This is a genomic window from Pseudoxanthomonas sangjuensis (assembly GCF_010211755.1).
In the GTDB taxonomy this organism is placed as follows: domain Bacteria; phylum Pseudomonadota; class Gammaproteobacteria; order Xanthomonadales; family Xanthomonadaceae; genus Pseudoxanthomonas_A; species Pseudoxanthomonas_A sangjuensis.
The window spans coordinates 60,402-75,765 of record NZ_PDWR01000005.1; the positions used below are offsets into that span (position 1 = coordinate 60,402).

Annotated in this window: 8 protein-coding genes; 4 read left to right on the forward strand and 4 right to left on the reverse strand. The window is 70.1% G+C overall.

What is annotated here, in order from left to right; genetic code table 11:
- Window positions 1-232: 232 nt before the first annotated feature.
- On the forward strand, window positions 233-1,714 hold the full coding sequence (locus tag CSC71_RS03900; protein WP_162373036.1) for an AAA family ATPase: 1,482 nt from the start codon (window positions 233-235) through the stop codon (window positions 1,712-1,714).
- Window positions 1,715-1,753: 39 nt separating this feature from the next.
- Here CSC71_RS03900 and CSC71_RS03905 read toward each other — a convergent pair whose 3' ends face one another.
- Complete coding sequence (locus tag CSC71_RS03905) at window positions 1,754-2,218, reverse strand: hypothetical protein (RefSeq protein ID WP_162373037.1); 465 nt, start codon at window positions 2,216-2,218, stop codon at window positions 1,754-1,756.
- Between the two features lie 363 nt (window positions 2,219-2,581).
- On the opposite strand from CSC71_RS03905, the gene CSC71_RS15445 reads away from it, so the two are divergent.
- The gene (locus CSC71_RS15445; protein ID WP_162373038.1) at window positions 2,582-6,133 is read left to right on the forward strand and encodes a patatin-like phospholipase domain-containing protein; all 3,552 of its coding nucleotides are present in this window, start codon (window positions 2,582-2,584) and stop codon (window positions 6,131-6,133) included.
- A gap of 138 nt (window positions 6,134-6,271) precedes the next feature.
- Here the strand turns inward: CSC71_RS15445 and CSC71_RS03915 are convergent, their stop codons facing one another.
- On the reverse strand, window positions 6,272-7,186 hold the full coding sequence (locus tag CSC71_RS03915; RefSeq protein ID WP_162373039.1) for an AEC family transporter: 915 nt from the start codon (window positions 7,184-7,186) through the stop codon (window positions 6,272-6,274).
- Window positions 7,187-7,429: 243 nt separating this feature from the next.
- Between CSC71_RS03915 and CSC71_RS03920 the strand changes: the two genes are divergently transcribed.
- Together CSC71_RS03920 and CSC71_RS03925 are read left to right on the forward strand one after the other, a co-directional pair.
- Window positions 7,430-11,125 (forward strand): indolepyruvate ferredoxin oxidoreductase family protein, encoded by a 3,696-nt coding sequence (locus tag CSC71_RS03920; RefSeq protein WP_162373040.1) that lies wholly within the window; start codon window positions 7,430-7,432, stop codon window positions 11,123-11,125.
- 238 nt (window positions 11,126-11,363) lie between these two features.
- Window positions 11,364-13,433, forward strand: coding sequence for a DUF6077 domain-containing protein (locus tag CSC71_RS03925; protein WP_162373041.1), 2,070 nt, complete (start codon window positions 11,364-11,366; stop codon window positions 13,431-13,433).
- Window positions 13,434-13,445: 12 nt separating this feature from the next.
- Here the strand turns inward: CSC71_RS03925 and CSC71_RS03930 are convergent, their stop codons facing one another.
- Together CSC71_RS03930 and CSC71_RS03935 are read right to left on the reverse strand one after the other, a co-directional pair.
- The gene (locus CSC71_RS03930; RefSeq protein ID WP_162373042.1) at window positions 13,446-14,765 is read right to left on the reverse strand and encodes a S8 family peptidase; all 1,320 of its coding nucleotides are present in this window, start codon (window positions 14,763-14,765) and stop codon (window positions 13,446-13,448) included.
- Window positions 14,762-15,364 (reverse strand): zf-HC2 domain-containing protein, encoded by a 603-nt coding sequence (locus CSC71_RS03935; RefSeq protein ID WP_246191954.1) that lies wholly within the window; start codon window positions 15,362-15,364, stop codon window positions 14,762-14,764. Before CSC71_RS03935 ends, CSC71_RS03930 begins: the two co-directional genes overlap by 4 nt.

Consider the following 15,364-nt stretch of genomic DNA (forward strand, 5'->3'; position numbering starts at 1 on the left):
TTCCTCTCCCTTCGCGGGGGAGGGCGCCCGAGGGGCGGGAGGAAGGGCGCGAAGCGGGCCGGCCTTTCGCCTTTGCGGCTGTTCCACGGCCATGGAAAGGCCGAACCCGCCCCCTTCGCGCTGCGCGCGCCCTCCCTTTCCCGCAAAGGAAGAGGGGGAAATCCTGCACGCGCGACACGCCGTGGCCCGACCGCGCCGGATATAGTTGCCGCCCTGCGACCCCGGGGAAACCATGAGCGAACTGCTGGACCTGTCCGCGCTGATCCGCGCCAACACGCCACTGATCGTGGTCGAGACCCAGGATGAAGGCCGCGTGGTCGAGCTGTTCCGGCAGGCGCTGGCGCAGGTCTGGCGCGCGCTGTACCGCTGGTCGATCACCGAGGGCCTGCGCCGCATCGACATCGACCGCGAGGACGAGGCCGAGGGCCCGCCCGACGCCAGTTTCGCCCTGCAGGCGATCAAGCAGGCCGAGCAGCGCGGCATCTACCTGCTGCTCGATTTCCACCCCTACCTGGGCTACGCCAGCCACCAGCGCCTGCTGCGCGACATCGTCCAGCGCCGCCACAGCCAGCCGCACGTGCTGGTGCTGGTCGGCGCCAAGGTCGAGCTGCCGGCCGAGCTCGAGGCGCTGGCGGTGCGCTTCAACCCGCGCCTGCCCGACGCCAACGCGCTGAAGAAGATGCTGCAGGAGGAAGTGGTCGAGTACGCGCGCGAGCACGGCGGCCGCCGGGTCGAAATCGACGACGCCGCGGTGCGGCAGATCCTGCGCAACCTGCAGGGCCTGAGCCTGGTCGACGCGCGGCGCATCGCCCGCCAGCTGATCCATGCCGACGGCGCGCTGGGCCCGAACGACCTGCCGCAGCTGGCGAAGCTGAAGTTCGAACTGCTCAACCGCAGCGGCCACCTGCATTACGAGTACGACACGGCGCGGTTCGCCGACGTCGCCGGCGCCGCGCGGCTGAAGCGCTGGATCGAGCAGCGCCGCATCGTGTTCGTTTCCGGCAGCGCCCCGCCCGGCCTCGACCCGCCCAAGGGCGTGCTGCTGCTCGGCGTGCAGGGCTGCGGCAAGTCGATGCTGGCCAAGGCCACCGCGGCGGGCTTCGGCGTGCCGCTGCTGCGCCTGGATTTCGGTTCGCTGTACGACAAGTACCACGGCGAGACCGAGAAGAACCTGCGCGAGGCGCTGGCCTCGACCGAACAGCTGGCGCCGTGCGTGCTGTGGATCGACGAGATCGAGAAGGGCCTGGCCAGCGGCGGCGAGGACGGCGGCGTATCGCGGCGCGTGCTCGGCTACCTGCTGACCTGGATGGCCGAGCGCAAGAGCAGCGTCTTCATCGTCGCCACCGCCAACCAGGTGCACGAGTTGCCGGCGGAACTGCTGCGCAAGGGCCGCTTCGACGAGATCTTCTTCGTCGACCTGCCGACGCCGGACGCGCGCGTCGAACTGTTGCGCCTGCACCTGACGCGCCGGCAGATCGATCCGCGGGGCTTCAACCTGCCCGCGTTGGCCGCGGCCAGCAACGGCTTCTCGGGCGCGGAAATCGAGCAGGCCGTCGTCTCGAGCCTGTACGCCGCCTACGCCGAGAGCCGCGCGCTCGATACCGAACTGCTGATGCAGGAAATCCGCAATACGCGGCCGCTGTCGGTGCTGATGGCCGAACAGGTCGAAGCGCTGCGCGAATGGGCGCGCGAGCGCACGGTGCCGGCGGATTGATCGCGCCGTCCCTTCGGCACGGCCACGCCGCGCCCTGCCTTACTCCGGGTTGGACTTGCGGAACTCGGCCACGACTTCTTCCGGCGTCGGGTTCGCCTTGGCCCTGCCGTTGACGTAGACCACCGGGATCGGGCCGTTCATCACCGACATCACTTTCGTCGCTTCTTCCTGCGACGAGAGATTGCTGTAGTTGGCCGAATCGGCGTTGGCGTAGCCGATGCGGTGGTCGGAAAGATAGCCGGCCAGGCTGCGGGCGCGTTGCGCGGCATCGGAGGGGCAATTCTTCGGCGCGAAGATCACGATTCCGCTCGGCGACATTCCGTCCGGCATGGGGATGGCGACGAATCCGTTCGGGCTGGCCCTGTCCGGGCCGGTCCCGTTTCCGACCGCCCCGCCCAGCCGATCCATTGCCTTGCCGATCCCGATGCCGGATCCGCAGGACTTCCAGAAAGCGGTCAGCGCCATGACCAGAAACAGGACAGCGCCAATCTTGATCGCATTCATGCCGGCATCGTCTCCATGGGTTCCCCGGACGCGCAACCGCATCCCTTTTCCGTGCGTCGAACCGTGCGGCCACCAATGCCGGCGCTTCGTTCGCCTATCGTCGCTTCCCGATGCCGGGATTCGCAAGTTCGCGTCATCCCGCCCGCAGGCGCGATTCCATCCGGCGTGGATGCGATCCGATTGACCGCCCCTCCGGCGGCATTGCGTTAACCTAGGCGTACAGCGAAAGGTTGGCCGCGCGTTCGCGGCCGCTCGGGGGCTTTCCGCACGGCGACGGACTGGCCCTGCCTGCCCGCGCGCGGCGGCGACTCCTGGATTTCCCCTTCCCCCGGCAAGCCGCCGGCATGAAGCAGGAGTGCTCGCATGGGAACCGCCAGCGACCGCAATCCCGACCAGCGACCGCCGGACCCCGTCGCGGCGGCGCTGGCCGACGAATTCGAGAACGTGGTCAAGCCGCGCCGCGCCGCCGCCGGCATCGACGCGGACGATCGCGGCAGCTGGGCGCTGGCCTTGTCCGGCGGCGGCATCCGCAGCGCGACGTTCTGCCTGGGCCTGATCCGCGGGCTGGCCAAGAACAACATGCTGCGCGAATTCGACTACCTTTCGACGGTTTCCGGCGGCGGGTACATCGGCGCCAGCCTCGGCCGCCTGTACGGCGCGGCCAACGGCAGCGGCGAACGCGCCGGCGCGGCGGAAGTGGAAGGCGGCGTCGCCAGCGACCGCTCGATGTGGCTGTGGTGGCTGCGCAACAACGGCCGCTACCTCACCCCCGCCGGCGCCAAGGACCTGAGTTTCGCCACCGCGTCGATCGTGCGCGGGGTCATCGCCACCAACCTGGAGATCGGCATCCTGCTGCTGTTGCTGGCCGGGGTCGTGCTGCTGCCGCACGTGCTGGTCTACGCGGCGCCGCCGCAGCCGTCGCTGGCTTCGTGGTGGAGCCAGGATTTCGCGCAGCTGACCGACTCGGCCTGGTGGTGGCTGTTGCCGCTGCCGCTGTTCGCGTTCGTGCACCAGGTGATCGCCTACTGGTACACCCGCGAGTCGCACAGCGTGCGCAGCGTGCTGCTGATCGTGGCGGCGGCGTTCCTGTCGATGGCCGCGGCGCTGCAACTGTTCGAGAACGGCAGCGCCGCGCTCGACACGGGCATGCAGGCGGCGGAGCAGTTCCATCCGGCCCGGACCGTGGCCTCGTTCCTGGCCGGTTTCCTGCTGCTGGCGCCGGCCACCGCATGGGTGGCGTCGTGGATCGACTGGCTGCGCAAGACGCCGGTCGGCGAAGTGCGGCTGAAGCGGACCAAGCGCCAGGCCTACGCGATGTGGACGATGGCGGTGGTCGTCGCCATCGCGCTGCTCGACGCCACCAGCTGGTGGCTGACCCGGCTCCTGCTGTGGCAGGGCCCGGGGCCGCTGCCGCTGGGCCGGACCGCGCTGATCGGCCTGCTGCTGGTCGCCGGGCGTTTCGTCGTGCCCGAGATCCAGAAGCGGCTGGCGGCGACCAAGAAGCCGAACCTCAACGTCGAGAAGCTGCTGAACGTGTTCGGCCTGCTGATCGCCATCGCCACCCTGGTGTTCTGGACCACCGCCTTCAACATGTTCCTGTTCGCATGGACGCGCTGGGACACGCCGCTGCCGCCGGGGCCGGTCTGGACGTTCTCCCCGGCCGTGAACTGGGCGACCGTGGTCGGCACCTGCCTGCTGTACACGTTTTTCACCTGCCGCAGCTTCGAGTTGCTGAACCTGGCGTCGCTGCACAACTTCTACCGCGCCCGCATCGAACGCGCCTACGTCTCGTCCGGCAACGCCGGGACGGATGCCGCGCGCTTCCCGGATTCGGCGCTGGCCGAAGCCAGCGAGGCGCGGACGATGCGGGTGGCGCCGTTGATGGAGACGATCGCCGGCGACGACGTCGACCTGACGGCGTACCAGCCGCACCGCCACGGCGGGCCGATCCATCTGGTCAACTGCTGCATCAACCAGTCGGTGGACGACCGCACCGGCATCTACAACGCCGACCGCAAGGGCGTGGCGCTGACGGTCAGCGCGCTGGGCGCGGAGATCGGCGCGCACTTCGCCGCGCCCGGCGGGTTCGCGCAATCGCCGGGCAAGCTGTCGCGCTGGATCGCGATCTCCGGCGCCGCGACCAGCACCGGCATGGGTTCGCGCACCTCGCCGGGCTTCGCCACCCTGCTGTTCATGACCGGCGTGCGCCTGGGCTACTGGATCCGCTCGCTGGCGCCGCCGCGTTGCCCGCAGCGCAACCCGCCGGGATGGCTGCGCGCGTGGCTCGTCGCGCAGATGCCGAAGCCGCTGGCCATCGTCGCCGAATCCATCGCCCGCTTCCCGGGCCCGTTCGGCCCGGTCTGGTACGTTTCCGACGGCGGCCATTACGACAACACCGGCATCTACGCGCTGCTCAAGCGCAAGCCGCGGCTGATCGTCGCCGCCGATTGCGGCGCCGACCCGAAGTACCTGTTCGCCGACCTCGAGTCGCTGGTGCGCAAGGCCAAGATCGACTACGACGCGAGCATCGAGTTCGTCGAACCGCAGCGGGTGCAGGAGGAAGCGCCGAACGCGTTCAAGTGCCAGCTGGGGACGCCGGAGAGCATCACCCCGGAGGCGGGTACGCGCTGGCTGGTGCTCGGGCGCATCCGCTACGCCGACGGATCGCATGGCGCCCTGCTCCTGGTCAAGCCGCGGCGGCTGGACCGGATGCCGTTCGACATCGTCGCCTACGCCGACCGCAACCCGGATTTCCCGCAGCAGACCACCGGCGACCAGTTCTTCGACGAAGCGCAATGGGAGGCCTACCACCAGCTCGGGCTGACGCTCGGCCGCCGCATCGACCGGCACGCACTGGAGTCCGCGCTGTCGATCGTCGACGAAAAGCCGTTCACTTCGTCCAGTCTCGCCGCGGCGCAGGCCGGCAGCGAAGCGCCGGAACCCAAGGAGAGCCGCCGCAGCCGGGTCGGGCTGACGGTGCAGGCCTCGCTCGGCGCCGGCATCTCGCTGAGCCTGATCCTGGCGCTGTGGCAGGGCTTCGAGCAGTTCCGCGAAACGCGCCTGCTCGAACAGAAGGAATACGATGCACGCTACGGCGAACTCGCCGCGCAGATCGGCGAACGCGACAAGCTGCGCAAGCTGCGCGTGGAGGATTTCCGGCCGTTCGCCAAACTCTCGGAAAGCCGCGACGACGGCCGCTTCGAATACCTGCGCAAGCTGGTCAACGACGCCTGCGCCGCGCTGCCGGTCGACGCCGACCCCGCCGAAAGCCGGCATTGCTTCGACCTGCACGAGGAAATGGCGCTGGCACCACCGGTCCGCTACGACTACTGGTTCCTCGACCGGCCCCTCGACACGGCCGTCGACACGGCCGTGGCCGCGGCCACGCCGGCAGCCGATGCAGCGGCGCCAACCGGTGCGCCGGCATCGGAACCGGCAACGGCGCCACCGCCAGCCCCATCGGCGGCCATGCCGACGGCCGCGCCCGCGCCCGCAGCGCCGGCCCCGCAGGAACCGGCAGCCGCGCCGCAGGTTTCCCTGCCGCCAGTGGAAGCGATGGCCTGCGACGCCGTCGACGGCATCCGGCCGCGCGTCTACATCCACATCTACGACGAAGCCAGCCGCAAGCCCGCCGACGTGCTCGCCTACCGCTTGCAGGCGCGACTGGGCATCGAGCCGCAACCGGTCGAGAACGTGGTGCGTGCGGCCAACCGCACCAGCAAGGCGGCGCCCTTCGTGTGGACGACGCCGGCCCTGGTCAACCACGGCGGCGTCTCCGAGCCCTGCATCAAGGCGATCCGCGCCGCGACCGGCGGCGTGATGCGCAGCTCCAGGGTCGTGGTCAGGCCGCTGCCGTCGTCGTACAAGCCCAATCCGGGCATGGTCGAGGTGTGGCTGCCGCCGGCGAAGGAATAGAACCCCGGCCAAATCCCGTTCGCCCCGGGGCGTGGCACCGGAGGCGCGGAGTCGAACGACGGCATGGCCTGGAATCCAGGCGTTCCGACTTCGCGGAACCACGCTCGGCGCGAACGGTTCCCGGTTCCGGGATCGGTGCTAGACAAGCCCGCGCAGCAGCCACATCCACGCCGGCAGGGTGGCCAGCGACAGCAGGATGCCGTAGCCGACCAGCGCGGCGGCCAGGCGCGAGGCGAGGTGGTGGGCGATCGCCAGTGCGGCGGCGCTGATCATCGGCGGCATCGCCGATTCCAGCACGTTCGCCTGCAGCATCTGCCCGCGCATGCCGAACGCCAGCGACAGGCCCAGCGCCAGCGCCGGCAGCGCCACCAGTTTCAGCAGCAGGCCGGCCGCCAGCGGCTTCACTTCGTCGCGCGGCAGGCGCAGCCTGATCGACAGACCCACCGCCAGCATCACCAGCGGCAGCAGCGCGTCGGACAGCTTCTGCAGCATCGACGCGACCCACGCCGGCGGTTGCGCCGGCATCAGCGTCAGCCCGAACAGCAGCGCCCACAGCGGCGGGAACTTCAGCATCCGCAACCCGATCTGTTGCGCGGTCGGCGGCGCGTCGCCGCCGTACTTCGCCACCACGTACAGGCCGAAGCTCGACAGCAGCACGAAGGTGCCCAGCTGGTCGTACACCACCGCGTACGGCAGCGCGCGTTCGCCGAGCAGCGCGTGCACCATCGGGTAGCCGATGAAGCCGGTGTTGCCCAGGCCCACGCACAGCAGCAGCGCCGCGCGCTCGTCGCGGCGGAAGCCGGACCACCGGGCGCACGCCACGACCAGCGCCACCGTCGCCGCCACCAGCAGCCACGGCGTGGCGACCAGCCCGAGCAGCGAAGGGTCGATGCGCAGGCGCGGCACGTAGATCAGCACCGCCGCCGGCAGGCAGACGTACAGCACGACCAGGTTCAATGCCTCGGCCGACGTCGGCGGCAGCAGGCGCAGTCGCGCGAACAACATGCCCAGCGCGAGCATGGCGAGGATCAGGGCGAAAGCATCGAAAGCCATCGACGGGCGGCGTGGGGGGCGCGAATCCGGCCAGTCTAAGGCAACGCCGAACGAGGACGGCGCGCCCGCGGATCGAGCGCGTACGCGCCCGAGCGGCCGCGGGTCGAACGCCGGTCCCGGCGCCACTGGAAAGCCAAGGAGAGGGCTTCCCGGCGGCGTCCGATGGGTCGGTGTGCGACGCACGGTTACAATTACCGGCCGTTGCATCCCGCGCATACGCGCCAGCCATCCCCCGGGCCAGCCATGACCAGCACCGCCGAACTGACTTCGCCTTCGTCCGCCAACACGCCGCAGATCGGCGCGCTCGACCGCGATTACACGCTGGAGCACAAGTACACCCGCACCGACGGCCGCATCTACCTGAGCGGCGTGCAGGCGCTGGTGCGGCTACCGCTGATGCAGCAGTTGCGCGATGCGGCGGCGGGGCTCAACACCGCCGGCTTCATCAGCGGCTACCGCGGCTCGCCGCTGGGCGGCTTCGACCTGGAGCTGTGGCGCGCGAAGAAGCACCTGGAGGCGGCGAAGGTGCGCTTCCAGCCCGGCCTCAACGAGGACCTCGGCGCGACCATGGTCTGGGGCACGCAGCAGACCAACCTGTTCCCCGGCGCGAAGGTCGATGGCGTGTACGCGATGTGGTACGGCAAGGGCCCCGGCGTCGACCGCTGCGGCGACGTGTTCAAGCACGGCAACGCCGCCGGCACGTCCAGGCACGGCGGCGTGCTGGCGATGGCCGCCGACGACCACGCCTGCCGCAGCTCGACGCTGCCGCACGGCAGCGAAGACGAATTCGTCAGCGCGATGATGCCGGTGCTGAACCCGGCCGGCGTGCAGGACATCCTCGACCTGGGCCTGGTCGGCTGGGCGATGAGCCGCTACACCGGGCGCTGGATCGGCTTCAAGACCATCGCCGAGACGGTGGAATCGTCGGCCTCGGTCGACGTGAACCCGTTCGCGCGGCAGATCGTGCTGCCGCAGGACTTCGAGATGCCGGAAGGCGGCCTGAACATCCGCTGGCCGAACCCGCCGCTCGACCAGGAGATGCGCCTGCACCGCTACGCGGTCAAGGCCGCGCAGGCCTTCGCGCGGGCCAACGGCATCGACCGGGTGGTGCTGGACTCGCCGCGCGCGCGGCTGGGCATCGTCACCACCGGCAAGAGCTACCTAGACGTGCTGCAGGCGCTCGAATACCTCGGCCTCGACGCGCAGGCCTGCGCCGACATCGGCATCCGCGTGTACAAGGTCGGCATGACCTGGCCGCTGGAGCCGGTCGGCATCGCCGCGTTCGCGCGCGGCCTCGAGGACATCGTCGTCGTCGAGGAGAAGAAGGCCTTCATCGAGCAGCAGATGAAGGAACAGTTCTACAACTGGCCGGCGGACTGGGGCCCGCGCCCGAGCATCGTCGGCAAGTTCGACGAGGCCGGCGAGTGGATCCTGCCGTCGACCGGCGAGCTGACCCCGGCGACGATCGCCGGCGTGATCGGCAAGCGCATCCAGCGCTTCTTCAACACCGAATCCATCGAACAGCGGCTGCGCTGGATGGAAGAGAAGGAAGCGGAGATGGCGCTGCCGCGCGCCAGCTTCCCGCGCGTGCCGCACTACTGCTCGGGCTGCCCGCACAACACCTCGACCAAGGTCCCGGAAGGCAGCCGCGCGCTCGGCGGCATCGGCTGCCACTACATGGTCACCTGGATGGACCGGCGCACCGATACCTTCACCCACATGGGCGGCGAAGGCGTGACCTGGTCCGGGCAGGCGCCGTTCACCGCGACCGAGCACGTCTTCCAGAACCTCGGCGACGGCACCTATTTCCACAGCGGTTCGCTGGCGATCCGCCAGTCGATCGCCGCCGGCGTCAACATCACCTACAAGATCCTGTACAACGACGCGGTGGCGATGACCGGCGGCCAGCCGGTCGACGGCCAGCTCAACGTGCCCGACATCGCCCACCAGGTGCGCGCCGAGGGCGTCGAGACGATCGTCGTGGTCAGCGACGAGAGCGGCAAGTGGAGCGACAAGTCGATCTTCCCGGCCGGCGTGGAGTTCTTCGACCGCCGCCAGCTCGACGACGTGCAGAAGCGGCTGCGCGGGACCAAGGGCGTGTCGATCCTGATCTACGACCAGGTCTGCGCGACGGAAAAGCGCCGCCGGCGCAAGCGCGGCAAGATGGTCGACCCGAACAAGCGCGTGGTGATCAACTCGCTGGTCTGCGAAGGCTGCGGCGACTGCGGGGTGAAGAGCTTCTGCGTATCGGTGCTGCCGAAGGAAACCGAGTTCGGGCGCAAGCGCGAGATCGACCAGAGCAACTGCAACAAGGACTTCAGCTGCGTCGAGGGCTTCTGCCCCAGCTTCGTCACCGTGCACGGCGGCCAGTTGCGCAAGGGCAGGAAGTCGAACGCGGCGGCGAAGCTGGACAACCTGCCCGCGCCGCAGTTCCGCAGCGACCTGGCGCAGCCCTGGAACATCCTGATCACCGGCGTCGGCGGCACCGGCGTGGTCACCATCGGCGCGCTGCTGGGCATGGCCGGCCACCTGGAAGGCAAGGGTGCGACCGTGCTCGACCAGACCGGGCTGGCGCAGAAGGGCGGCGCGGTGACCACCCACATCCGCATCGCGCGCGCGCCGGAAGACATCCACGCGGTGCGCATCGCCGCCGGCGAGGCCGACCTGGTGCTGGGCTGCGACATGGTCGTGGTCAACGACTACTGGGCGCTGTCGAAGGTGCGCGGCGAACGCAGCAACGTGGTGCTGAACACCTACGAAGCGATGCCGGGCACCTTCACCACGCACCCGGACATGCAGTTCCCGGCCGCCGAAATCGTCGCCGGGGTGAAGCTGGCGCTGGGCGGGCGCGATCCGGTGCTGCTGGACGCCACGCAGTTGGCGACCGCACTGCTCGGCGACGCGATCGCGACCAACCTGTTCATGCTCGGCTACGCCTGGCAGCAGGGCTGGGTGCCGGTGTCGTTCGACGCGCTGATGCGCGCGATCGACCTCAACGGCGCCGCGGTGGACATGAACAAGACCGCGTTCGCCTGGGGCCGCCTGATGGCCATCGACCCGCAAGCGGTGCTCGAGGCCGCCGGCGTGGTCCACAACGCGCAAACCGAAAGCGAGCGCACGCCGCGCAACCTGCTGCCGCTGCCGCCCAGGCAGTGGGAAGGCACCGAGTGGGGCGCCAACTCCGCGCCGCGCGACCCGGCCGACGAATCGGAGCTGCGCGGCCTGCCCGACGGCGGCGCCGGCAACGTCGCCTTCCCGCCGCTGGACGACGCGCGCCTGTCGCGCTCGCTCGACGAGCTGATCGCGCGCCGCGTCGCGTTCCTGGCCGATTACCAGAACGCCGCCTACGCGAAGCGCTACGAAGACCTCGTCACGGCGGCGCGCGCCGCCGAGAACCTGAAGGCGCCGGGCTCGACCGCGCTGACCGAAGCGGTGGCGCGCAACTTCTTCAAGCTGATGGCGTACAAGGACGAATACGAAGTGGCGCGGCTGTATGCCGCCAGCGGCTTCCGCCAGCAACTGGCGCAGCAGTTCGAAGGCGACTACAGGCTGCGCTTCCACCTCGCCCCGCCGCTGCTGGCGAAGAAGGACGCGCACGGCCGGCTGCGGAAACGGGAATACGGGCCATGGGTGCTCACCGCGTTCGGCCTGCTGGCGAAGCTGAAGTTCCTGCGCGGCAGCGCGTTCGACCCGTTCGGCCACACCGCGGAACGCAAGGCCGAGCGCCAGCTGGTCGCCGACTACGAACGCACCGCACGTGAATTGCTGGCGAAGCTCGACGCCGGCAACCTCGGCCTCGCCGTCGAGATCGCCAGCATCCCCGAGCACATCCGCGGCTACGGTCACGTCAAGGAAGCGCACCTGGAGAAGGCCAGGGCGCGCGAAGCGGCGCTGCTGAAGCAGTGGAACGATCCGCTGCGGGTGGCACAGGCGGCGTAAGTCCGGCAGGCGCGTCGAGCGGGTACGGCTGCGTATCGCCGGCGACACCGGACGCCGCCTTCCGCGGGGAGAACCGCACCGATCGGCGACGCCTTGCGTCGCCTGGTCCGGCGCAGACGTCAAACCGCACGGCCCGGGCGCGACTCGGCTTCGGCACGGGATCCGGGCCGGGACAACCGTACCAGCGCCTGGAAGCACATACCCGTACCCGCGATCGAACAGGCGGGACGGGGGTGCCATGCGATTCGCTACCGACGGGAAGGTCTGGGATCGGCTGCTGCCGGCCTTCGTGTTGCCGTACGCCATCTGGACCCTCTACGTCCACCTGATCGTCTCCGCGCACGCCAGTTTCACGACCCTCCTGCAGGGGTTGCCGCTGGTCGCCGTGGTCGCTGTCGCGGCCACGGCCGGATGGTTCCGCCTGCACGATCCCGCCGCCGCGCGCGAACCCACCCCGGCCGTCCAGGGGAGCGCCGCACCGGCGACTCCGGGCCCGACCGGCATGGGCAACACCCGGGCCGTCCCGCTGGCTGTGCTCGCGGCGGCGATGCTCTGGGTCGGACTGCTTTCGGCGGGCATGCCGTACGCGGTGTTCTGGTGGGGTGGCCTGCTGGCGATGTGCGGGGCCTGGATCCGGCACCTGCGTGGCCGGCATTCCCGGCCGCAAGCCGGAAGCGCGGTGAAGTGCCCGGCGTGGCTGGTGCCGTGCGTCATCGCCGCCGCGGTTTGCGTGGTCCTGGTCGCGAATCGACCGGACGCGGACGATGCCTTGTACCTGAGCATCCCGGCGACGCTGCTGCGGCTTCCGCAGCAACCCGTGCTGTTGCACGACACCATGTACCGGTTGCCGGAAGGTTCGATCCTGCTGCCCTTCTACCGGCTCAGCAACTACAACGTGCTGATCGGCGCGGTCGCCCGGCTGACCGGCATCGACCATCTGCTGGTTGCCTATCTGGTGCTTCCCGCGCTGTTCGCCGCAATCGTCGTCTTCGCATGGATCTACCTCTTGCGGCGCATCGTGCCGGCGCGCTGGCCGGTGGTGCTGCCGATCCTGTTCCTTTGCGTCATGGCGTTCGGCGAAGCGCACCGCGCGTACGGCAATTTCGCGTTCGTGCGCCTGTTCCAGGGCAAGGCGATCCTGGCGGCCTGCATGGTGCCGGCCATCGCCGGCGCGGCGCTGGCCTATGCGCGCCACGGCGGCCTGCGCCATTGGCTGCTGCTGTGCGCGGCGCAAATCGCGGCGCTCGGGGTCGCGGCGAGCGCCTTGTTCGTGGCGCCGGCCACCGCGGCCCTGGGCCTGGCCGGCGGCTGGTCGCCGGATGCAAGGCGCAGCCTGCGCTTCGTGCTGGGATTGCTGCCGGCCGCATATCTTTTCGGCGCGGCCTGGCTGGTAGGCTCCGATACGCGCGAAGCGCAGGCCCTGGCGCTTCCCTCTGCCGTGGCGATGCCCAGCGTGCCCCATCTCCTCGAACGGACCTGGGGCGTCTGGAGCACGCGAGTCCTGCTGACGGCCCTACTTGCCGCGTGGGCCTTCGTGCGCGACCCGGTCCGGGCGCGCTACTTCTCCGCCGGCGCGTTCTTTTTCCTGCTCGTCGCGCTCAATCCCTACACGACGCCATTCGTGGCGGCGCACTCCGTCGGCGCCAAGACCTACTGGCGATTGACCTGGGCATTGCCCTTGCCGTTGTTCCTCGCGGTGATCATCGACGGCATGGGCGCCCGCGCGCTGGCGTTGAGGCCGAAGGCGCTGGCGGTGGGCGCATGCCTGGCCCTGTCGTTGCCGGCGATCGTGTTCGGCTCGCGGTTCGGCACGCTCCTGCGTGCGAATCACGTCACCCTGGGGTTCCCCGGCCCCAAGGTTCCGCCGATCGAATTCGGGGTGGCGCGGGAAGTGGCCGAACACGTCGACGAAAAGGGAACCGTGCTTGCCCCGCAAGATGTCGCCACGTGGTTGCCGGCCTTCGCCGTCCGCCCGAACGTCATCGGCGTTCGGCACATGTACCTGAGCCTGGCCTTCACGCCGCGGGAAACGGCGCAGCGCAGCAACATGATGCGATACGTCGAGGGCAAGTACCGGCCAGCCGATGCGGAGCGGTGGTTCGCGGAGTCGGTCCGGCGATATCGCCTCACCGCGGTCGTGTTCTCGCGCTCGGCTCCGTGGGCGAAAGAGATCGAAACGATCCTCGGCGAACAAGGGTGGCGGCCGCTTTCGTGCGGCGCCTACGAAATACAGGTGCGGGGCGAACCCGGCATCGCCGCGGCCGGGCCGGCCGGGTGCGGGACGCAAGCGATCCCTGCGCGGCCGTGAACGTCACCAAGCTCATCGCGCCGTCCGCTTGCGCGGATCGGCCGAGCGCGCGCCGGGCAACGCCGCGATGGCCGCAGCCGCATTCACCTGCCGGTTGCCGCCGGGGCCCATGCTGCTTCGCTCGAGGATCGCCCGGACCTCGCGGGCATCGAGCGCCGGCGCAAGCGACAGCAGCAGCGCGGCGATGCCGCTGACATGGGCGGCGGCCAGCGACGAACCGGAGGCGAAGCCGTAGCGGCCATCGGGCTGGGTCGTCAGGATGTCCGTCCCGGGCGCGTCCACCACGCCCGCCGGCGCTTTCCGCGCCTGCGCGGAGCGCACCACGATCACGCCCGGCGTCGCCGCCGGGAAGCCTGCGACCCGCCCATCCGGCGGCATCGCCGCCACGACGATGCGGTCCTGCCGCAGCAGGACCGCGAGCAGTTGTTCGAGCAGCAGGTCCGGCGGCCCGCCAAGGCTCATGTTGATGATGCGGGTGTCGGTATCGATGAGCGCGGCCAGGGCCTTGGCCAGGGTGAAGGTGTTGCAGCGCGCGCTGCCCGCGCCGGCCGGATGCCAGCACGCCTTGTAGGCGCTGAGCCTTGCCTGCGGCGCGATGCCGACAATGCCCACCTTGTTGCCGCCGGCGGCCGCGATCACCCCGGCGACTTCGGTGCCATGGAGATCGCGGCGGAAGGCCGCGGCATCGTCGTCGACCATGTTGTACGCGCCGCGGATGCGGTCCTTGAGGTCGGGGTGGGCGAGGTCGACGCCCGTGTCGACAAGCGCGACATCGACCCCCCTGCCCTGGCTGGATTGTTGCGCCAGCGGTGCATCGATTTCGGCGAAACCGCGCTGGAGCCGGACGTAGGGATCGTCGTAGCGCATTTCCCCGGGCTGCCCGGCATACACGTCGTATTCCTGCAGCCGTTCGGCGATCCGCACCCGCGCATCCGCGGACAACGCCTTGAGCAGGGCATCGCGGTCGGTGCCGGAAGCCGGCCTGAGCACGGCGCAATACAGGCCCAGCGGCTTGATCGGCCAACCGACGATCTCGCGAAGCCGGTATTGCCGCTTCAATTCGTCGAGCGTGGACATCGCACGCTGGCCATTCCGGTATTGGTCCGCGGTCCCGTAGCCCAGCACGTTCGACGCCGCATGCGGCGCCGGCGGCGACACCGGGTTGGCGACCGCGATCACGATGTCGCGCTGGCCGTCGATCGCCGCCATCCTGTCCGCCGGCTGCACGCCGCCGGCTCCGGCGCGACTGTCCGGGAATGCGTCCGCAGGCGCGTGCGCGCAGGCGCAGAGGGCCGCCGCGGCAGCGAGCAGGAACGGTATTACCGGTTTCATGGCGTGCCGGCCACGGGCTCGGCGAGGAGGATGCCGCGGGTCGAACGCAGCCGCTGGAGCAGTGCCTCGCGCCGGACGGCTTCCGTGGTCGGCACGACCAGGTAGCCGCCGACCTTGTTGGGGCCCTCCACCACCCGCAAGCCGCTGGCATCCAGCAGGGCGTTCCAGTCGGCCAGCTCCATCGCGGGGTCCGGCACCAGCCGGATGGAACCGGCGGGCGCCGGCGCCGCCTCGCGGCTCAGCGTGCGGTATGCGGGAGCCGACTCCAGCGACCACAGCTTCGCCCCCATCGCGCCCAGCCCGATCGCCTGCAGCACGATGGCGGCAACCAGCGCGCGTCCCGCCCAGCCGACCGGACGCGAAGGTTCCGGCGCCTTCGCAAGGTCGGGATTGTCGATCCGGGAAAGCAGGCGCTTCAGGCCGGCTTCCGCATCGATCGGCAAGTCGACCGGCAGCGACATCGCGCGTTGCAGGCGCTGTTGTTGCGCGAATTGCGCGCGGCACGCATCGCAGCGCGCGAGGTGGCCGTCCAGCCACTCGCTTTGCCGGGGCGTCAGGGCGCCCTGCAACGCGTCGGGCATCGCTTCCCAGGCGAGCAT

Excerpts from the sequence above, each read along its gene's own strand:
- CSC71_RS03930 (WP_162373042.1), bottom strand. The coding sequence starts at position 14,765 with ATGAAACCGGTAATACCGTTCCTGCTCGCTGCCGCGGCGGCCCTCTGC.
- CSC71_RS03900 (WP_162373036.1), top strand. The coding sequence starts at position 233 with ATGAGCGAACTGCTGGACCTGTCCGCGCTGATCCGCGCCAACACGCCA.
- CSC71_RS03935 (WP_246191954.1), bottom strand. The coding sequence starts at position 15,364 with ATGCTCGCCTGGGAAGCGATGCCCGACGCGTTGCAGGGCGCCCTGACG.
- CSC71_RS03905 (WP_162373037.1), bottom strand. The coding sequence starts at position 2,218 with ATGAATGCGATCAAGATTGGCGCTGTCCTGTTTCTGGTCATGGCGCTG.
- CSC71_RS03925 (WP_162373041.1), top strand. The coding sequence starts at position 11,364 with ATGCGATTCGCTACCGACGGGAAGGTCTGGGATCGGCTGCTGCCGGCC.
- CSC71_RS03920 (WP_162373040.1), top strand. The coding sequence starts at position 7,430 with ATGACCAGCACCGCCGAACTGACTTCGCCTTCGTCCGCCAACACGCCG.
- CSC71_RS15445 (WP_162373038.1), top strand. The coding sequence starts at position 2,582 with ATGGGAACCGCCAGCGACCGCAATCCCGACCAGCGACCGCCGGACCCC.
- CSC71_RS03915 (WP_162373039.1), bottom strand. The coding sequence starts at position 7,186 with ATGGCTTTCGATGCTTTCGCCCTGATCCTCGCCATGCTCGCGCTGGGC.